Origin of the sequence: Desulfosporosinus meridiei DSM 13257 (assembly GCF_000231385.2) — a bacterium.
GTDB lineage: Bacteria > Bacillota > Desulfitobacteriia > Desulfitobacteriales > Desulfitobacteriaceae > Desulfosporosinus > Desulfosporosinus meridiei.
Window position 1 is genome coordinate 3,231,378 of record NC_018515.1, and the last position, 19,597, is coordinate 3,250,974.

The following is a 19,597-nucleotide window of genomic DNA, read 5'->3' on the forward strand; positions in this document are numbered from 1 at the left end:
TTTATTCACCCCTCGCAAAGGTTCCTAGTTTCACCGGTTTCACAGTAGGCCGAAAGGTAGGCATTAAAACTTCCCCCACGGGCACTTTGTAATATTTCGCCAATTCCTGAGCAATCAGCATTCGACAAGTACGTCCCTGGCAAGGGCCCATACCTGCGCGAATTACGCGTTTAATTTCATCAATCGTACGGTAACCTTGCTCTACTAAGGTTTTTATTTCATCAAGGGTGATATCTTCACATCGGCAGACAATCGTCTCTTTAGATTGCATGTCTTAACCCTCCTAAACGAATACTGCGCACATCCATGGCCAGATCTTGAGGTACAACTAGCCACAGAGTGTAGGTTTTGTTTTTTTGACCACCTGATTGAACTTTAATTATTTCAAAGACACCAAGTTCCTCACCGGAACGGTTTAACCCGGTAACTTTATCGCCAACCTGGGGCACCGGCAAGTATTCATAAGGAATTCTGACAACGGCCTCTGTATCACTATAAGAGCCATCCACAATAAAAATAGCTAACCCCGGGCAACGACTTAAGCAGACACCGCAGCCGTTACATTTGTCAAAATCAAGTTTTGGCAGGTTATTGATATCCTCCATGGGCTGAATGGCACCTTGTTTGCAAGCCTCTGTACAAGGGTTACAGGGAATCTCTTGGAAGCATTCAATGACGGCTACGGGACCTTTTTTCAGCCTGTCTGGGGAAGGGGAAACCTTTTTGACATCTTCTGCAGTTGGAATTCCGGTCTTATTTAACATATTGCTTCCCCCTTGTCCATCAGTTTCATAATCCCTGTCATTGTCTTATGTCCTGCCGGGCCGGAACGAAGTTCATTCAACTCGGCAAGAGCTTCTTCTTGAAGCTTTGGCGCCGCATCATTACCATATCCTAAACTATAGGCAGCACTGACGCCGGCTAAGCGACCTTCTACCATAGCCGAACTTGCTTCCTCTACTCCGCTTACATCCCCGGCAACATAAAGCCCTGGTCGAGTGGTTTCTAAGTATTCATTCCTAATAGGCACATGTCCGGAAAGCTCCGGCACATATTTCATTCGGCAATCCGCTTGAAAGCATAGCTCAGTTAAGGGGCTCAACCCAACAGCTAAACAGATTACATCTACTTTAAGGTCTTGTTCAGTTCCTTGTATGGGTTGCCAGTTCTCGTCAAGCTTACAGATGACAGCACCTTCAACGCTTTCTTGGCCATAAGCTTCAGTGATTGTGTGGGAAGTCAAAATGGGCACCCCGGCCCGGCGAATCTTAGAAGCATGAACCAGATATCCACCTATAGTAGGAGCAGCTTCAATAATAGCAGCGATCTCAACTCCAGCTTGCATTAACTGGTAAGAGACAATCAGGCCAATATTGCCGGCACCAATCATCAGTACCCGTTGACCGGGAACAATACCATGCACATTCATCAGGGTTTGTACCGCGCCCGCTCCATAAATACCTGGGAGATCATTATTAGGGAAAGCAATCATCTTTTCAGATGCCCCGGTAGCAACAATTATTTTCTTAGGTTTGATCTTTACGTGCTCATCCTGAGATTCTGCAGTTACTACACCATCTTCATAGATTCCAAGAGCCGTAGTGTTAGTCCAGACTTCGACCCTGGAACTAGTCTTACATTGTTCAATAAGTAAACTCCCGATCTGGAAACCCCGATCACCGGCATATTGCTTCTTTGATCCGAAGAATTTATGAGTCTGCTTTACCAGTTGACCACCGGGCAAATCATCTCGTTCCAGGACAAGGACACTGGCACCTAGATTTGCAGCGGCTGAGGCTGCACTTAGACCTGCCGGCCCACCGCCAATAATAAGAACCTCAATCTCTTTCACTTTAGGCTCCCCTTTCCTTGTTGAGTTTCTACCCTCATGCCTGCCATCAACTTTTCAACACAGATTCTGACATTCGGTTCCCCATCGACAACCATAAGACATGAAGAACAATTTCCGATAGCACAGAAGAGACCACGGGGCCTGTGCATGGTATGACTGTGGCCCAAAACTTTAACTCCTGCTGCGTGAAGTGCAGCAGCAATAGTTTCACCCTCAAAGCCCTTAAGTTCCTGCCCATTGTAGAAGAAAGAGATTTCTTCTCCGCGCCGGAATTCTAAAATTGGATGCTCTGTGATGCGCATTAAAACTCACTCCCCCAGTAAATAAATCGTTGCAAAGAATTTTTTCCTGTCATAACAATATGCAATTCCCATGCCATAGATTTGATTAATTAAGGGCAAGTGACAAGTATACAGTTCGAGCAACTTTTTGCTATTTAGGCAATAACAAATAGAGTTCCTCTTTCCAATCCCTTAGGCTTCATAATGAAACCTGAAGATCAGAAAAAGGAACTCCAGTAAGCCAATATTCTTGCTCAGCTATTCTCCAAGATACGCTTTACGAATATCCTCATTTTCGGCCAGATCTCGGGCTAGACCTTCCAGGACTATTTCCCCTGTCTCTAATACATAGGCCCGATTGGAGATCTCTAGAGCTAAGTGAGCATTCTGCTCTACTAAGAGAATTGTTGTTCCTGCCACATTGATATCTTCAATAATATGAAAAATCTCTTCTACCAGCATTGGTGCCAGTCCCATACTTGGTTCATCAAGTAAGAGTAAGTCCGGCCGAGCCATTAAGGCTCTTCCCATGGCCAACATTTGTTGTTCTCCCCCGGATAAGGTGCCGGCTAGCTGCTTGATTCTCTCCTTTAACCTAGGAAAATGATGGTATACTCTGTCAAAATCTCCTTGGTCAGGCTTACCCTTCCGAATATGAGCACCCATCAGGAGGTTCTCATAGACAGACATATCAGGGAATACACGGCGTCCTTCCGGTACATGAGACAGCCCCATCTCTACAATCTTATGAGGGAGAGCTCCTTGAATCTGCACATCCTTAAAGGTTATCTTACTATCTTTATTAGCTGGTTTTTCAAGTCCCGAGATTGTCCGCAGGGTTGTACTCTTCCCAGCTCCATTTGCACCAATCAAGGCAACGATCTCGCCACTTTTTACTTCCAAGGAAATGTTATGCAACGCTTTAATTGAGCCATAGCTTACGCTGATATTTTCTAACTTCAACATCTTGGTTACCCTCCCTAGCGCCGAATTCTGCTTTTAAATTCACCGGAGCCCAAGTAAGCTTCGATAACAGCTTTGTTGCTTCGAACTTCAAGAGGCGTACCCTTAGCAATCAATTTACCGTAGTCCAGCACGGCAATTCTCTCTGAAATACCCATGACCAGCTTCATATCATGCTCAACCAGAAATATTGTGATTCCCGTATCCCGGATTCTACGAATCATTTCCATTAATACGACTTTTTCTTGAGGGTTCATACCGGCTGCAGGCTCATCTAAGAGGAGAATCTTCGGTTTAGAAACTAAGGCTCTGGCAATCTCTAATCTCCTTTGCTCCCCATAAGAGAGATTTTTAGCCATGTCCTCTCTCTTTGCCGCCAAATCCAGGAATTCCAAGGCTTTAATCGCATTTTCTTCCATTTCAGCTTCTTCCCGTTTCATACTTGGCAGCCTAGTAAAGGCATGAAATAAACCGGCCTTCCCTCGGCAGTGAGCACCTATCTTAACATTATCCAAGACAGATAGTTCAGGAAATAGCCGTATTGTTTGAAAGGTCCTGGTAATTCCCATATCGGCAATCTTATGGGTAGGAATTCCAGTTAGAGCTTTGCCATCAAGGGAAATCTTCCCTTCTGTAGGCTGATATATACTGGTAATCAGGTTAAATACCGTACTTTTTCCTGCTCCATTAGGACCAATTAAAGCCAGTATTTCACCCTGCTTTACTTCGAGGTTTACAGTATCAACTGCAGTCAGACCTCCAAAGCGGATGGTCACGTTGTCCAAAGTTAATAAGCTCACCCTTATTCCTCCCGTCCGGCCTGTTTTTTCTTAGTCAACATAAATGCACGACGAACGGCCTGCCTTAGGTTTACTCCGCCCAATAAACCATAAGGACGGAAGATCATGATAATGACCAACAATACTCCGTAAACCATCATTCTGTAATTGGCCAGAGGCCTTAAGATTTCAGGTGCCGCTGTAAGGACGATAGCACCAATAATTGTTCCGGGGATACTTCCCAAACCACCTAGAACAACAATACTAAGAATATCAACTGACTTCATAAAGCCAAAATCCGTAGGTTGAATAAAGGTAGTTGTGTGGGCAAACAAAGCGCCCCCCACCCCTGCGCAAAAAGCTCCAATGGCAAAGGCCTGAATTTTATACAAGGTAGTATTGATACCTACAGCCGATGAAGCAATCTCATCTTCCCGAATGGCTAACATAGCCCGGCCATTACGAGAGTTTTCCAGCCAGACCATGAGTACTAGAGTAATTACAGCAATCGTCATAACGATGGGAAAGGTTGTTGATCCCTGAATTCCCAGAAAGCCAATTGCCCCATTGGTAATCTTCATATTAGTAAACTGAACACGAACTATTTCTGCAAAGCCAAGCGTAGCTATAGCCAGATAATCCCCTGTTAAGCGCAAAGTGGGAAAGCCAATAACGATACCAAAGAGGCAAGCCACCAGTCCGCCGATTAATACTCCGCCTAGAAAGGGAACGTGATAATTTACAGTAGCAATTGCTGAAGCATAAGCTCCGATACTCATAAAGGCAGCATGACCGAGGGATAACTGACCCGTTACTCCGGTGATAAGATTTAGACCCAGGGCCATGATTAAATTGATACCAATAAATAAACCAATCATTAATAAATAGGGTGGCAGAACATTTCCAATAGCATCTGTAATAAAAGCAGTTAAGCCGAGCACACAAAGGAACAGCAAAAATTGTATTAACCAATTATCCAATAATTTTTTCATTGCCATCCCCTCCTAAACCTTCTTGTTGGCTTTTCGCCCCATGATTCCCGATGGTTTGAATAGAAGCACTAATATTAGGATGGCAAAGGCAAAGGCATCCTTGTACTCCGACAAGTTCACAGTGATACCCAATATCTCAGTCAGTCCAATAACTATTCCCCCGATCATTGCCCCGGGGATACTCCCAATTCCGCCAAGGACTGCTGCTGCAAATGCTTTAAGACCAGCTAAAAGCCCCATATATGGCTGTACTGCATTAAAGTAAATACCGGCTAATACACCAGCCGTCCCGGCTAATCCAGACCCTATTGCAAAAGTAACAGATATGACTCGGTCAATGTTGACTCCCATTAGGCTGGCGGCATCTTTGTCCTGAGCACAAGCACGCATTGCTCTGCCCATTTTTGTATAGGTTACAAAGAGATGTAAGCCTAGCATCATAAGACCTGCTACTCCAATAATTACAATTTGGTAAATGGTAATCTGAAAATTTCCGATTTCAAAGATTCTATTCTCAAACAATGTCGGGAAACCTCTAGTATTGGGTCCCTTAACTCGAACCATAAAAGAAGAAAGAAAGATAGATACACCAATAGCGCTAATCAGTGCGGAAAGTCGTGACGAACGACGAATAGGTTTGTAGGCGACCCGCTCAATGACAACTCCTAGTATCATAGTAATAAGGGTAGCACCTAGTAAGGCAGTATAAACATTGACATAATTAGTCAGCGCTAAAACTAATCCGGCGTATGCACCAAACATAAAGATTTCACCATAAGCAAAATTGATCATACCAATAATTCCGTACACCATTGTGTAGCCTAAGGCAATAAGGGCATAAATACCACCTAGGGCGAGCCCGTTAACAAGTTGCTGCATCAGATTGTTCAAAATCGGCAAATTCGGCGCCCTCCTTAAAAAAATAACAAGTAGATTATTTAGACTTTTCTGAATTTCTCTTAATGTTAGTAGCAGCACCGATCCAGAGGACCTTGTGCTGCTACTTCTTTAAGTTCAATGGAACAAACTCGTCTTAGATTATTTTACTTCTACAGGCACTTTCTTGAGTAAGGCGAACTTTCCATCTTTAACTTCCAGCAAATATACTGGGCTCTTAATTGGCTCACGACTTTCTTGGAAAGTGATTGACCCGGAAACGCCATCATAGTTCTTGGTTTGCGCAAGAGTATCCTTAAATTTCACAGGATCAGCACTTCCGGAATCCTTGATCGCTTTAGCGATAATCATTAAAGCATCATATCCTTGAGCAGCAAAGAGATCCGGCAATTCATTGTTATATTTGGCTTTAAAAGCATTAATGAACTTTTCTGTATTAGGTGTTGGTTGCTCCGGAGAGAACCCTGCATAGGAGATAGAACCTTCTACTGCAGCTCCACCAATCTTCATGAGGTCATCCCCTTGGAGTCCGTCTCCTCCAACCATTACAGCCTTAATCCCTACTTCACGAGCCTTCTTCATGATCAAGGCTCCTTCTGTATAGTAACCGGAGAACACTATTACATCTGGATTGGCTGCTTTAATTTTAGTGATCTGTCCGCTGAAATCTGTGTCTTTGTCTTGAATGAATTCTTCAATTACAATGTTTCCGCCATTTGATTTAATAGCATCACTGAAGATCTTTGACAGAGATACACTATAATCATTGTTCTTAGAAGTAATTAAGGCAACATTTTTCCAGCCTTTATCTTGGATTACATATTTCATAGTTGCTGGAGCAGCAATTGTATCCAACAAAGTATCTCGGAATACATAAGGCCCAATTTCTACGACATTAGTTCCTGTCGAACCTGCGGACATGATAACTGTATTTTTGCTATTAGCAATCTGTCCCGCAACACGAGTGATCCCTGTAGTTGGGTCACCAACAATAGCAACAACCTTGTCTTGGCTAATTAACTTGTTGGTAATGTTAATAGCCTGGTCTTTTTGACCGGCATTGTCCTCTTCAACTAACTGAACTTTACGTCCAAGGACACCTTCTTTATTAAGTTCTTCGATTGCCATGTTTAAACCTTTTAATGTGTTCAATCCATAGATTGCCACATCCCCCGTCTTGGCACCCAAGAAACCGATTTTAATCGGCTCTTTGCTCTCTCCTCCGCTAGGTGCTGTTTCGGCCGGCTTACTCGCCCCACATCCACTCACTAGGATTAAAGCGGACATAATGAGACTTAAGACTACCAGTGCTTTGCTCTTCTTGATAAACATTTTTTTCCCCCTTTTTTCTTGAAATATAACTGTATGTATTATTTGACAGATTCTCAAAAATCCCTGCTGTACTACTTAAATAATATTGTATTTTTTTCTGATTTTTAGGGTTTTTTAATAAATTCTTAGACAATGTTTAAACACTTTTGTGCAAAAATGTTTAAACACCCTCTAGTCAACTAACACTTCTTGGGGTACATTTATAGATACGAGGAGTGGTTGATTATGAAATCTTTATCCCTTTCATTAGTAATGGATCAAAACGTGCTGGTCATTCCAGCCAACCAAACTCTGCAAACCGCTTTGGAGAAGGCAAGTACTCATCATTTAATTATAGTCACTGAAAGTCAGGTTATCGGTGTCCTCACTACTGAACAAGCCGCCTTAATCTCGCCTTCCAGTCAGTTATTACATAACCTTCAGTGGATCCCTCCACTAATAATCGACCCTGAGATGGATACAATCGCTTTTTGTCAGGAACATCTTCATGATTTGCGACCAATCATTGTCAGGAGTACCAGTGGAGAGATACTCGGGATTGTTACTCCAACTCTTTTAATTGAGAGTTTGTTTAACTCCTGGAAAATAATCAATACTTTTTTTGACACCCTGCTTGATACCGTTAACGAAGCAATCGCGGTTGTTACTCAAGACGGGGTTGTTAGTCATTGGAACTCGAAAGCTCAGGCGATGTATTCCATTGCTGATCAATCAATTATCGGAAAGCCTATTTCCAATTTCTTCGAACGTACTGCCTTAGCAACTCTATCAATTCTTGATGAAGGAAGACCCATTCGCCAAGCCTATCACAGACCACGCCCTGAAACCCATGTCCAAATTAATGCATCTCCTGTAATTCTGGCAGGTGAGATTATCGGAGCTATTTCCGCAGAACAAGACATAACTCAAGTCGTTCGTCTCAACGAAGAACTCTCAAATGCCAGCTCTTTATTGTTAGACCTTAAACAAAAGACTGACCCTGCCAAGGATCCCTTCACTAGAATAATCGGCAAAAGCCATCCGATCCAACGTACAATATCTATTGCTCGAAAAGTGGCCGGCAGTGAGGCGACAATTCTAATCACCGGCGAAAGCGGGGTTGGCAAAGAACTCTTTGCTCAAGCAATCCACAAGGATAGTCCCCGGGCTACTAAACCGTTTATTGCTGTAAACTGTGGAGCTATTCCCATTGCTCTCTTTGAAAGCGAACTGTTTGGCTATAAGGGCGGGGCCTTTACGGGGGCTGAACGCAAAGGCAAACCCGGTAAAATGGAATTGGCTCATGGAGGCACCCTTTTCTTAGATGAAATTGGAGAATTGCCAATCCAGCTTCAGGTTAAGTTATTAAGAGTCTTACAAGATAAGTGCTTCTATCGGGTGGGAGGTACTGAGCCAATAACTGTAGATACGCGAATTATCGCCGCAACAAACCGTGACTTAGATAAGATGATTAAGAGCGGAGATTTTCGCGAGGATTTGTACTATCGATTAAACGTAATTGCTCTGGAAATCCCTCCTTTACGCCAACGGACAGAGGATATTCCTGATTTATTACAATCCTTTCTTAAAGAATTCACAATCAAATATAAGAAACCCATCCCTATCCTTGATCCTGAGATAATGATTAATTTCTTAAAGTATGATTGGCCGGGAAACATCAGAGAACTTAGGAACGTTATAGAACGACTGGCTATTCTTGCCGAAGGAAAAATGCTTAATAGCCAGTATCTGCCTCCCCAGCTATCATCCTTAAATTATGATTTACCCTCTCCGGTTACTTCCTTAGCCTCTCAAATCATCCACCGTAATCTCCACCATGAGGATTCAGGAGAAATGAAACGCATTGTCATAACCTTAGAGAAAACTAACGGCAACAAGACAGCCGCCGCAAGACTTCTTGGCATCTCCCGGGGGACCCTCTACTACAAACTCAAACAGTATGGCCTAGTCTAAATGTGTAAGGGGTGTAAGGGGGCGTGTTGAAACTTTAGTTTCTCACGCCCCTTAATAAGTTTCGAATAGGGAAGGCTAAACTGGCTGACCGTCTATCCCAAGACGACAGCCAGTTTTCTCATGTTATGGGCAATACAATGTAATCCCCACTCCAGCTTGACCTTTTCCAATCCTTTAAGGATAAATCGTCGCACACCAAAATTGCCTTTGATATCTCCAAAGACACTTTCCACCTCTATAGGTCTTAAACTGCGCATTTTTAGCCCGTATTCGCTCGTCAGATTAGCCCGTGCCTCTGCTTTTAGTTCATTGCCTTTAGGGTTAATGTAGATCTGCTTCTTGAAATCCGGATTATTACTTTGTTTGATACAACGTTTGAGGTATGGACAATCTTGACAATCATCACTTTGATAGACTCGAATGGTACTTCGGTAACCCCTCTTGCTTTTCTGAGTTTTTATGTACTTGAATCTTAGAACTCTCCTAAACCCGCACGTGTATTCATCCTTCTGTTTATCATATAGCCAATTTTGAACCAGGGTCGGATCAGGTTTCCCCTTGGCTGTTGCTTCCTTATGAAAAGTATTATATTTGACATAGTTCCCAAGGTTCTCTTGAGCTAGATATTCGTAATTCTCTTCACTGCCATACCCCGCATCGGCAACGATGTTGGCCGGAAGCTTACCCCCTAGGTTTTTCTTCAACTCTTCCAGGTGTTCTTTCAGGCAACTGGTATCGCCCGCCGATTGATGGATGGAGTATCCTACGACAAATTGATTTTCTGTTCCTATTTGGACATTGTAACCTGGCTTCAGTTGCCCGTTTTTCATGGCATCCTCTTTCATACGCATGAAGGTTGCGTCTGTATCCGTTTTTGAGTAACTATTGCGCTCTGCCAGCAGTTCCTCTTGTTTTTCGTATTTCTTCATACGAGGTAAGTAATCTTTCAGCAAGACTCTTTTAACTTTAATAAATTTCTTTTCCTTTGGGTTTTGGGTTAATCGTTCGTCGATCTTTTTAACCGCTTCTTCTATAGCCTGGGAGTCAATCGGTTTTTCTTCTCCTAGTTCTTCTAGGTTCCGGTCCCCATACTCTTCATTTTCTTTCTGATTGGCCAAATCCACAAATTCAAAGAGTTCTCGGCACTTTTCCCGCAACTTTTCTTTGTAGCGCTTGGTCGATTTTCCCCAGACCCAGCTGTACTTATTAGCATTAGCTTCTATTTTTGTCCCGTCTAAGAAGTAATTTTCCAGCTTGATATAGCCTTGTTTATGTAAAAGTTCAACAACCTCACTAAAAATCTCAACCAACACATCTTTCATACGTTCGCCCCGGAAGCTGTTGATGGTTTTAAAATCCGGACTATTTCCTCCGCACAACCACATATACATGATGTTTTCGCGGGCTGCCTTTTCTATGCGGCGGCTAGAAAACGTTTTATCGGCATAGGCATAAACGATCAGTTTGGTCATCATGACGGGATGATAACTCGAACGTCCACCTCCAGGATATTTAGCTAAAAGAGGTTCTAGATTCATTTGATCGAGAGCAGAGTTTACCACTCTGACCATATGATTGGGAGGAATAAGACATTCCAAATCTATTGGTAAGCTCAGTTGATTCTGATTGTACTCTTTGAAAACAACTTGGTTATGTACTTTCTTACCCGGTTTTGACAAGGGAAAACACCTGCCTCATTCGTACTTTCCTTGTCTTAATTATACCATTTTTCTTTCAAATACGCGGAAAAACCGCCGAAATCTAATGATTTCTAGCGGTTTCTCTCGGCTGTGTTTTCACACAGCCCCTTACACTACCTTACACTATTTTTTCAGCTTAGCCAAGGCATCTGCCAGCGCCGTATTTATCAATCCACTATCCTGCTGATTTTGCAGGTATTTACTGACATCCTTTTTATTGAGATTCCCTTTCTCAGCTTCTCTGCGTTTCGTAAAGGAGGAAAGCTTTTCGCGATACCCACAAACACAGGAGAACAGCTTATTATCTCCTTCTCCTTTTATCTCCATCTTTTTATGACATTCCGGACACCGGGCATTGGAAACCTGTGAGATTCCTTTCCTATAGCCGCATTCTCGATCTTGGCAGACCAGCATCTCACCTTTTTTTCCTTTGACTTGCAAAAGATACTTGCCGCACTCCGGACACTTGTTTCTCGTTAGATTATCATGCTTAAAGGTCTGGGAACTGCCGATGACTGTAGATACAAGTTGAGTTGTATATCCTCGAATTCCTGTCAGAAAGGACTGACTTTGGACTTTCCCTTTACTTATTTCTGTTAATTGTTGTTCCCATCTAGCAGTTAGCACCGGAGACTTCAGTTCGGCAGGAACTAAACCTATCAGCTGAATTCCTTTTGAGGTTGGTACTATCTCTTTACCTTGCCGGGACATGTAAAAGGAATTAAACAATTTTTCGATAATCTCAGCCCGAGTCGCAGGAGTTCCCAGGCCATGACTTTGATCCATTGCTTCCCTCAATTTTTGATCCTCAATCAATTTCCCCGGATGCTCCATAGCTGAAAGCAAGGTGGCCTCAGTATGTCTGGCTGGAGGCTTAGTTTTGCCGGGTTTCAATTTGACGACCAAATTCTGAAACGTATCCCCTTTGGCGATTTCCGGCAGGTTTTGCTCATCTTCATCATCTGAGTTGTCAGACTCATTCCCAAGACGACTCTGCCCCTCATAAACCTTCTGCCAGCCTTTGAGCTTCACAATTTTCCCTTTGGCAGTAAATCCTTCTCCATTAATAACAACTTTTATAAGTGTCTGTTCATATTCAAAGGCCGGAGAAAGGACGGCTAAAAACCGTTTAACAATTAGATCATAAATCTTCAGTTCCTCAGAACTGAGCCTGGCTAAAGTTGGTGGCTGTTCGGTGGGAATAATAGCATGGTGATCAGAAACTTTTGAACCATCCACAAACCGTTTGGTAATAATAGGCTTATTGCGTAAAATACTTCGGGCCAAATCAACATAAGGCCCCAGGGCAACACTTTTTAAGCGCTCAGGTATAGTGGCCACGATATCTTCACTGATATAACGCGAATCAGTTCGGGGATAGGTAACTATTTTATGATTCTCATACAATTGCTGCATCACTGAGGATGTGGTTTTAGCCGAAAATCCATATTTGCGATTGGCATCTCGTTGCAACTCCGTCAGATCATAGGCCAAAGGAGGGAATTCTTTCTTTGCTTCCTTCTTTACCTCGACTACCTCTCCTGCTTTGCCAGAGATTTTAGCTAATAGTTGGTCGGCTTTATTCTTATCAAAAATACGAGTTTGGCCTTGATGGTCCTGCCATTGAAGTGTAAATCCCTTTGCCATAGCGTTAATAGTCCAATAATCTTTAGTAACAAACTTTTTTATTTCATTTTCTCGCTCGACGACCATTGCTAAGGTAGGAGTTTGCACTCTTCCTGCCGAAAGTTGGGCGTTATACTTACAAGTTAACGCTCTGGTGACATTCAAGCCCACTAACCAATCAGCTTCTGCACGGCATTCCGCCGCAGCATATAAAGACTCATATTCTTTTCCGGGTTTTAAATGATTAAAGCCTTCCTTGATAGCACGTTCGGTTAGAGAGGAAATCCATAGACGCTTGATTGGCTTTCTCCAGCCGGCTTTTTTGATAATCCAGCGTGCTACCAATTCCCCTTCTCGCCCTGCATCTGTGGCAATGATCAAATCTGCAATCTCCGGACTCTTCATCAGGTTCTTGACCACCCCAAATTGCTTGGAGGTCTCTTTCATGACCACTAATTCCATTTTAGGCGGAAGCATAGGCAAGTCTTCTATCTTCCATGATTTGTATTTTTCGTCATAGGATTCGGGATCTGCTAGAGTCACTAAATGCCCCAGTGCCCAAGCTACCACATACTTTGGGCCGATGAAGCATCCGTTACCTTTTTGGTTACAATTAAGAATTCTAGCAATTTCACGACCAACGGAGGGTTTCTCAGTTAATACTAAGGTCTTTCCCATGGCATAACTTCCAATCTTTATATTATTGATCATTTGTAACTTTAACTTATTAAGTACTAATATTCTTATAGAACTTATTGTTTATCCTAGGAGAACCGTTCCCGCTAAGCCTATTTGACTGACCTTAGTTTCGTTTTAAGGCGATCCTTAACGTAAGAGATTCTCCTCTGGGACTTTTCTTTGATAATTGACAATGATTATTCCCAGGGCAACTAGGGCTAAAGCCAGAAACATATTAACTGCCAGATGTTCCCCCGGAATTAATAAGGCTGATAGAATTGTTCCTGAGACGGGTGTCATAAACTTATAGACACTTATTTCTCCTGCTTTATTATATTTTAATATAGCATACCATAAAGAAAAGGCTGCTGCAGAAAGAAAGGCTGAGTAACCAAGAAGTAAAATGGCTTTATTGGAAAAAACAATCGCCTGAGGTTGCAAGCCCGGCAGTCCCACAACTATTAGAAGCGATGAACCCAAAATCATTTGCCACCCAGTCAGAACAAAAGGGTGAACCTCTTGCGAAATTCTTTTTGCTAAGATCGTACCTAAAGCACTCACTCCGCCGGACAAGATCATAAAACCTTCACCCTGCCAGGAAAATACGAAAGTGAAGTTTTGGCCTGAATTAATTAAGATAATCCCCAGAAATCCCGCTGCTAGGCCAGCTACTTTACGAATATCTAAGCGGTCATCTTTGTAAACAAAGTGGGCTAAGACTACTACAAAAAAAGTGCTTAAAGACGATAAGATTGCAGCTTTCATGCCGGTGGTATGAGCTAACCCATTATAGAAAAAGAAGTATTGCAAGCTAATTTGAAGTAAGCCTAACAAAAAAAGCTGGGGAAGGATTGTTTTCCTTACTTTCGGTGTTTGCCCTAGTCCTAGCATAGTTATAAGGAAAATCAGAATACCCGCTAAAAAGAATCGTATCCCGGCGAAGACGATAATCGCCGAACGATCATCGGGCGCTATCTTAAGCTCCAAATAACTTACTTTTAAGACTGGAAAAGCGCTACCCCAAAGAACAGCGCAGAAGAGGGCTATAATAACAACCCAATATTTGTTGGTTAAGTAGTGTCTCAGATGTTCTTTTTTTGGTAAAATCAAGCTCTTCTTGCATTCCTTCCAATTAAAATTGATCAATTATCTATTCTTTCAATAATAGTCCTAATGGGGCCATTGGTCAAATCTCAAATTCAAACCAACACGCAAAAAGAACCTACTTCTAGGTTCTCTTCTTTATTGCTATTTAAAAAGCGGTCTATTTCCACTGTCCGAATAGACCGCTTTTGCTTTGATGTTATAGACGTGAAATCTGGGATGTAAAACCAAGACTACAAGTTTTAAAACCAGCCCCTTATAGGACTATCATCTCAAGCTTGAATCACATCAACCCATTGACCATCGGTTAGTTCTTCCAATTCATCTACTGTCAGCTTAATGGCAGTGTTTGAGGCTCCGGCAGCGGGAAAAACAAAGCTATAAGCTTGCAGAGAGTAATCCAAATAAACCGGGATCGGATTCTTTAAGCCAAATGGACATACTCCTCCAACCGGGTGCCCGGTAGCCTCAGAAACTTCCTCTGCCTCGGGCATCTTTGCCTTAGAGTGAAATATCTCTTTGAACTTTTTGTTATCCAAGCGTTTATCTCCGGCCATTAAAACCATCACAAAATCGTCTTTAACTTTGAAGAGTAAGGACTTAGCTATCTCACCTGGTGTTACCCCTAAGGCATCTGCTGCTTTTGCTACCGTACTTGTATCCTTAAATTTTAATATCTCGATATCTTTTTTATTTTGGGCCAAAAAGACCGCCACCGAGTCCACGGACATGATCAAAATCCTCCCATTTAAATGTGGTTTCCCCAACACAGATCTTCATTTAAACAGATAATTGCCTTTGCATACATGGCACGATCAATAACAAATTGCATGTTCACCTGGCGAAGAGATTGGGAGACACATTTTATGTTGATATTATTTTTCGCCAAGGCATTAGCTGCTCTGGCTAGAATCCGAGGCATTGCAATATTTGAGCCTATAACGCAAACAATTGCAGCCTCCTGGACAGTTACGGTTCGGTACTCAGCTATTAATTCAGTTACCAATAATTCAGCGAGATCCGCTTGCCAAATTGCCAAGGAAATACTATTAGCATTCGTCGTCTTCATAATATAGCTAATATCATATTTCTTGAACTTCTCCATGATTCCCAGGTCAAATCCAGGTTCGCCAACCATAGATGTATCGTGAATTTCCAAGATCATAATTCGATCTGAACCGGCAATGATTTCAATTTTGGCCTCAGGCCCAATATAATCATTCGAAATAACCGTTCCCGGATGATTCGGTTCAAAAGTATTCTTGATGCGCAGGTTTATTTCTGCCATTTCTAGTGGTTTAGAAGCGTTGGGGTGAATGGCTTCCATTCCTATGTCGGCAAGCTGATCTGCCACATCGTAATTTGTTCTACCGACAGGAATTGCCTTATCAACACCTACAATTTTCGGATCAGCTGAAGATAGGTGATATTCTTTATGGATTATTGCTTCATCAGCATGAAGATGAGTGGCAATTTTTGAGAAGGTTATTTCTGAGTAACCTCTCTCGTATTCTCGCATTATCCCTTCGATTCCTTTTGTATAACCGGTTGCCACAATAATTGCTTCATGCGGATTTACATTTTTGAACGATTTCTCGATCCGATCACTAATTGAAAGTTGTTTAGAATCGCGAAAACCCGTGAGATCCATAAACTCTGCTAAAATACCATTATTGCGAAGAATATTTACGGTATTAAAAGCTGAGTGAGCTTCTCCTATAGATGCCAGTAATTCTCTTGCGGCAGAAAAGATACTTTCTCTGCCTACATAACCTGATGCGATAATATCCTCCATACTGTTAAGGTAAGCTTTCGTTTGTTCAATACGTTCTACTAAGAAATCTCGACATACTTTTGGATTTAAACCTAGTTCGACAAAGGTTTCATTGATATTTAGAGCCATACTTAACAAGTCATCCATGGCTGATTCATAATCTTCACCTTTGATAAAGCGCTGATAAATACCCGGTGCCTTGGTCTTTTTATCTTCAAGCAACATGTTGGTCACCCCTGCATATGCAGAAACAACGAACACTCTTCCATAACGAAAACCATCTGAACTTGGGTATCCGATGATATCTTTTAAGACATTTTTAAATTGCAGCATAGATGTTCCGCCGATTTTTTCCACTGTTAGCATAATCTAATTCGAACCCCTCTTCTGTTTTCTTGTTTCTTGTTTCTAAACTATCATAATTCGTCGAGACTCGTAACAATCCTTCAAGCTTTCATAATTTAATCATTCTGTTATAGATAACAAAGCTTCTGACTTGTCCAATTATACGCTAAAAATTCTCAATGATCCAATTCAAAAACAACTTTACTCATAAAATCAATCTAAATTTTAGTCATAGAAGAATAAAGAACTCCAATTTCGAAAATGAGCTTTTATTTTGATCAACTAAATAAGAGGCCATCGAAATGTTATTAAAGACATCCGACAGCCTCCTGATTGTAAGGGAGCCCTCACTTATAAGGGAGACCCCATCTAATTGTTATACTTAAGCAATAGATAACCTATGCATAAGCATAGAAGGTTTTATATCTTTACGTCGTATGCGACGTGCAGCCAGATAATCCAGGACTCGCTCTAGGGAAGTGTTGAGAATATCTTGTCCCGCTATTCCAGCCTCTTGAACCAACTCTATGGCTTCACTAAACTCACCAACTCGATCACAGTAGTGAGCATCACTTCCCAAAATTACCGGACTTCTATACTTTGCCATATAGCGAGCAATCGATTTACAGTTTTTTCGAGCTGCAGCTTTTTCTTGTATTGTTGATAGTGAGCTATTATTAACCTCCAGCGGGACATTTAGTAAGGCAGAAGCATAGGCAATTTTTTCAAGATCCATTTCAAAATCTGGTCGCCCGGGATGAACCATTATATCTGTATATGGATTTAACATTGCTTTGATATAAGCTTGAGTGTTTTCTTCACATGTTCCACCTGGATAACAGATAGGGTGCAGCCCAACAAGGATAAGGCTCAACGTCTCTAAATATTTTAAGGGCATATCTAATTCCCCTTCAGGATTGATGATATTTGCTTCAACACCCGGCATGATTTTTACACCAAATAACTGATCAGGGATAATTGTTAAGTTTTCAAAATGGAAAAGGTGAGGTGCACCCGGCATACTTGGACCATGGTCTGTCATTCCCATCAGTCTAAGTCCTCGACGTGAGGCTGCCAGCGCATTTTCTGTTACCGTACTATACGCATGTCCGCTTGCAAGGGTATGAGTATGCAAATCCACTAACATTTCCATTCTAACACCTCATTATCTCTCAAATTAATTACAATAATCCTTCTAATACCTATCATAAAGGATAATTGTTAATGAGTTATTATCACTTGGTAAAGTTCAAGTTAAAGATTATGGTTATTGATAATCTATAGCATTATTCAAGTGAATTCAGGGAATAACTATTTTGTTAGTGTACAATGATCCTTACGAAATGATGAGGTGTTAAATGGATAGCATTCTGTTAAAAAATTGTTTGACAATTGACCTGAAAACAGGCAATAAAGAACTTAAGGATATTCTGATAGAAGAGGGAATCATTCGCAGAATTTCTACAACTATCGAAACGCCCTCTTGTCAATGCAAAACAATCGAAATCGGAGAACGTTTTGTCCTTCCCGGATTAATCGACTGCCATACCCATTTGGGCATCATAGAAGAGGCCACCGGTAAAATAGGAGTCGATAACAATGAAACTTCCGACTCCGTCACACCTCATTTACGAGGGTTAGATGCTATCAACCCACAGGATATTGCGTTTGTCGATGCTCTACGAGCTGGAGTGACCACGGTTATGACCGGACCTGGAAGTAATAATGCTGTGGGCGGATTAAACTTAGTGATTAAGACCCAGGGAAGCATCATTGACCAAATGATTGTCCGAAGTCCCGCAGGCTTAAAAATCTCACTTGGTGAAAACCCCCTGAGTACCTATGGAGCCCATGGAAAATGCCCGGTTACGAGAATGGGTATAACCGGACTGATCCGAGATCTTTTCATGAGAGCTCAAGACTATCTCGAATTAAAGCAAGCCGGCCAGATCAAATCCCGGGATATCCGCTTAGAAGCAGTAATCCCCGTTTTAACCGGTCATATTTCATTACGGGCCCATGCTCACAGAGCTGACGATATCGTGACTGCTGTCAGGATTGCTGAAGAATTTAAAATAAAGAAGCTGGTAATCGAGCATGGCACAGAAGCCCATTTAGTTGCGGATTACTTAGTTGAGAGGAATATCCCCGTAGCATTTGGGCCTATGCTTACCCCTCGAATTAAAATGGAGTTAAAAAGTCGAAATTATAATTCGGTCTTAAAGCTTACTGAAGCAGGAGTAAAAGTTTCCTTAATTTCTGATCATCCCTACAATTCTATTGATCAGCTTAGAACCGTTGCTATTTTAGCTATCTCCGAAGGGCTATCTCATGTTGATGCGATAAAATGCCTAACTGTCCACCCAGCAGAAGTATTGGATTGTAACAATCGATTGGGACAACTTAAAGAAGGGTCTGACGCAGATCTTGCCATATTCTCTGAGAACCCCTTTAACTCAATGTCCAAGGTAATAATGACGATCATCAATGGTAAAATTGCCTATCAAAAGGATTAATATCAAGTGTGACATTTCATAGCTGCGCTGCGCATTAATTTTCTAGTCCTTTGTCTCTTATGACAAAGGGAGTCTTCAGAAAGCATATCAAAAACCCCTCTAAAATTGATCCGCAAGAAGGGTCTGAAACGCTAAAACGTTTCAGACCCTTCTTGCGATCAGGATATTTGATCATGTCATACCTAAACTCTCATTCTCATTATAATAGCGACTCGAATTAGCTAACATAAAAAGTGGATTACGCAGGTAATCAATTGGGTATAAGTCATCCCTCGAAGAAATAAGAGCCATAATCTTGGAAATCTTTGTCGATGGATCAATGGCTAAGATTACAAATACATCTTTTGCTGCAGTTAATGGATAGATTATATTATTTTTGTTAAAAACATCATGATAAGCATCTAAAGTAAGCACCCGAAAATCCTGATTACGCCAACGAGTATCATAAAGCTTAAAGGCTTGATGGGCAACTAAGGTGAGAAACATGTCCTCAGTCAAATACAGCTCGATCCCCATCATATAACCTTCTTGATCTAGATCATTCCAAAATTCACAATGAAATGCTTTATCCACTGCTTCTCTATAAGTTTTAGTAGCTAAACGCATTTGACTCAAACTCTGCCCCATACTGTTCCATTTAATCCTTGGAATGCTAAGACTGCTTACATCATAAAAAAGACCAATTTCGCTTTTATCGAGGGTATACTCTTCAATAGAGTCATTTGGCATTAGGTAGATATAACCCATTTGCATGTGATTATCGCAGGTGATAAGCAAGGAAAATCCCCCCTAAGCTTCGTATTCT

General features: G+C 41.7%; 18 protein-coding genes. 2 read left to right on the forward strand and 16 right to left on the reverse strand.

The features are described from left to right. Position 1 precedes the first annotated feature (1 nt). The 9 genes from DESMER_RS14875 to DESMER_RS14915 all read right to left on the reverse strand — a co-directional run bounded on the left by DESMER_RS14875 (position 2) and on the right by DESMER_RS14915 (position 7,096). A complete protein-coding gene (locus DESMER_RS14875; protein ID WP_014903884.1) occupies positions 2 to 271 on the reverse strand; it encodes a (2Fe-2S)-binding protein in 270 nt (89 codons plus the stop codon). After that, positions 261 to 764 carry a 4Fe-4S dicluster domain-containing protein gene (locus tag DESMER_RS14880; RefSeq protein ID WP_014903885.1) on the reverse strand — a complete coding sequence of 168 codons (504 nt, stop codon included), beginning with the start codon at positions 762 to 764 and terminating at the stop codon, positions 261 to 263. The genes DESMER_RS14875 and DESMER_RS14880 overlap by 11 nt, the downstream gene beginning before the upstream one ends. After that, a complete protein-coding gene (locus tag DESMER_RS14885) occupies positions 758 to 1,852 on the reverse strand; it encodes an NAD(P)/FAD-dependent oxidoreductase (protein ID WP_014903886.1) in 1,095 nt (364 codons plus the stop codon). Before DESMER_RS14885 ends, DESMER_RS14880 begins: the two co-directional genes overlap by 7 nt. Continuing rightward, positions 1,849 to 2,154, reverse strand: coding sequence for a (2Fe-2S)-binding protein (locus DESMER_RS14890; protein ID WP_014903887.1), 306 nt, complete (start codon positions 2,152 to 2,154; stop codon positions 1,849 to 1,851). Before DESMER_RS14890 ends, DESMER_RS14885 begins: the two co-directional genes overlap by 4 nt. Positions 2,155 to 2,391: 237 nt before the next feature. Then, on the reverse strand, positions 2,392 to 3,099 hold the full coding sequence (locus DESMER_RS14895; protein ID WP_014903888.1) for an ABC transporter ATP-binding protein: 708 nt from the start codon (positions 3,097 to 3,099) through the stop codon (positions 2,392 to 2,394). Positions 3,100 to 3,113: 14 nt separating this feature from the next. Further along, positions 3,114 to 3,896 carry an ABC transporter ATP-binding protein gene (locus tag DESMER_RS14900; protein WP_014903889.1) on the reverse strand — a complete coding sequence of 261 codons (783 nt, stop codon included), beginning with the start codon at positions 3,894 to 3,896 and terminating at the stop codon, positions 3,114 to 3,116. Positions 3,897 to 3,898: 2 nt separating this feature from the next. After that, complete coding sequence (locus DESMER_RS14905) at positions 3,899 to 4,867, reverse strand: branched-chain amino acid ABC transporter permease (RefSeq protein WP_014903890.1); 969 nt, start codon at positions 4,865 to 4,867, stop codon at positions 3,899 to 3,901. Between the two features lie 12 nt (positions 4,868 to 4,879). Further along, positions 4,880 to 5,767 (reverse strand): branched-chain amino acid ABC transporter permease, encoded by an 888-nt coding sequence (locus DESMER_RS14910; protein ID WP_014903891.1) that lies wholly within the window; start codon positions 5,765 to 5,767, stop codon positions 4,880 to 4,882. A 138-nt stretch (positions 5,768 to 5,905) separates the two neighbouring features. Next, complete coding sequence (locus tag DESMER_RS14915; protein ID WP_014903892.1) at positions 5,906 to 7,096, reverse strand: ABC transporter substrate-binding protein; 1,191 nt, start codon at positions 7,094 to 7,096, stop codon at positions 5,906 to 5,908. 225 nt (positions 7,097 to 7,321) lie between these two features. On the opposite strand from DESMER_RS14915, the gene DESMER_RS14920 reads away from it, so the two are divergent. Further along, the gene (locus tag DESMER_RS14920; RefSeq protein WP_014903893.1) at positions 7,322 to 9,049 is read left to right on the forward strand and encodes a sigma-54-dependent Fis family transcriptional regulator; all 1,728 of its coding nucleotides are present in this window, start codon (positions 7,322 to 7,324) and stop codon (positions 9,047 to 9,049) included. Between the two features lie 92 nt (positions 9,050 to 9,141). Here DESMER_RS14920 and DESMER_RS14925 read toward each other — a convergent pair whose 3' ends face one another. The 6 genes from DESMER_RS14925 to DESMER_RS14950 form a co-directional block, all read right to left on the reverse strand. Further along, positions 9,142 to 10,728 carry an IS1182 family transposase gene (locus DESMER_RS14925; RefSeq protein ID WP_014901678.1) on the reverse strand — a complete coding sequence of 529 codons (1,587 nt, stop codon included), beginning with the start codon at positions 10,726 to 10,728 and terminating at the stop codon, positions 9,142 to 9,144. Positions 10,729 to 10,872: 144 nt separating this feature from the next. Next, positions 10,873 to 13,053 carry a DNA topoisomerase III gene (locus DESMER_RS14930; RefSeq protein WP_014903894.1) on the reverse strand — a complete coding sequence of 727 codons (2,181 nt, stop codon included), beginning with the start codon at positions 13,051 to 13,053 and terminating at the stop codon, positions 10,873 to 10,875. A 147-nt stretch (positions 13,054 to 13,200) separates the two neighbouring features. Continuing rightward, positions 13,201 to 14,163 (reverse strand): DMT family transporter, encoded by a 963-nt coding sequence (locus tag DESMER_RS14935; protein ID WP_014903895.1) that lies wholly within the window; start codon positions 14,161 to 14,163, stop codon positions 13,201 to 13,203. Between the two features lie 266 nt (positions 14,164 to 14,429). Then, entirely contained in the window at positions 14,430 to 14,888 is a 459-nt protein-coding gene (locus DESMER_RS14940) for a YbaK/EbsC family protein (RefSeq protein ID WP_014903896.1), read from the reverse strand. Positions 14,889 to 14,905: 17 nt separating this feature from the next. Beyond that, positions 14,906 to 16,297 (reverse strand): aspartate kinase, encoded by a 1,392-nt coding sequence (locus DESMER_RS14945; RefSeq protein WP_014903897.1) that lies wholly within the window; start codon positions 16,295 to 16,297, stop codon positions 14,906 to 14,908. 361 nt (positions 16,298 to 16,658) lie between these two features. Beyond that, a complete protein-coding gene (locus DESMER_RS14950) occupies positions 16,659 to 17,429 on the reverse strand; it encodes a phosphatase (RefSeq protein ID WP_014903898.1) in 771 nt (256 codons plus the stop codon). A 205-nt stretch (positions 17,430 to 17,634) separates the two neighbouring features. Here DESMER_RS14950 and DESMER_RS14955 point away from each other — a divergent pair, with 205 nt between their 5' ends. Then, positions 17,635 to 18,792, forward strand: coding sequence for an amidohydrolase (locus DESMER_RS14955; RefSeq protein WP_014903899.1), 1,158 nt, complete (start codon positions 17,635 to 17,637; stop codon positions 18,790 to 18,792). A 171-nt stretch (positions 18,793 to 18,963) separates the two neighbouring features. On the opposite strand, the gene DESMER_RS14960 is transcribed toward DESMER_RS14955, so the two are convergent. Then, complete coding sequence (locus DESMER_RS14960) at positions 18,964 to 19,569, reverse strand: hypothetical protein (protein ID WP_014903901.1); 606 nt, start codon at positions 19,567 to 19,569, stop codon at positions 18,964 to 18,966. Positions 19,570 to 19,597: the final 28 nt, after the last annotated feature.

Coding starts and splice junctions, on each gene's coding strand:
- DESMER_RS14875 (WP_014903884.1), bottom strand. CDS start 271: ATGCAATCTAAAGAGACGATTGTCTGCCGATGTGAAGATATCACCCTT.
- DESMER_RS14880 (WP_014903885.1), bottom strand. CDS start 764: ATGTTAAATAAGACCGGAATTCCAACTGCAGAAGATGTCAAAAAGGTT.
- DESMER_RS14890 (WP_014903887.1), bottom strand. CDS start 2,154: ATGCGCATCACAGAGCATCCAATTTTAGAATTCCGGCGCGGAGAAGAA.
- DESMER_RS14895 (WP_014903888.1), bottom strand. CDS start 3,099: ATGTTGAAGTTAGAAAATATCAGCGTAAGCTATGGCTCAATTAAAGCG.
- DESMER_RS14905 (WP_014903890.1), bottom strand. CDS start 4,867: ATGAAAAAATTATTGGATAATTGGTTAATACAATTTTTGCTGTTCCTT.
- DESMER_RS14915 (WP_014903892.1), bottom strand. CDS start 7,096: ATGTTTATCAAGAAGAGCAAAGCACTGGTAGTCTTAAGTCTCATTATG.
- DESMER_RS14920 (WP_014903893.1), top strand. CDS start 7,322: ATGAAATCTTTATCCCTTTCATTAGTAATGGATCAAAACGTGCTGGTC.
- DESMER_RS14930 (WP_014903894.1), bottom strand. CDS start 13,053: ATGGGAAAGACCTTAGTATTAACTGAGAAACCCTCCGTTGGTCGTGAA.
- DESMER_RS14940 (WP_014903896.1), bottom strand. CDS start 14,888: ATGTCCGTGGACTCGGTGGCGGTCTTTTTGGCCCAAAATAAAAAAGAT.
- DESMER_RS14945 (WP_014903897.1), bottom strand. CDS start 16,297: ATGCTAACAGTGGAAAAAATCGGCGGAACATCTATGCTGCAATTTAAA.
- DESMER_RS14950 (WP_014903898.1), bottom strand. CDS start 17,429: ATGGAAATGTTAGTGGATTTGCATACTCATACCCTTGCAAGCGGACAT.
- DESMER_RS14955 (WP_014903899.1), top strand. CDS start 17,635: ATGGATAGCATTCTGTTAAAAAATTGTTTGACAATTGACCTGAAAACA.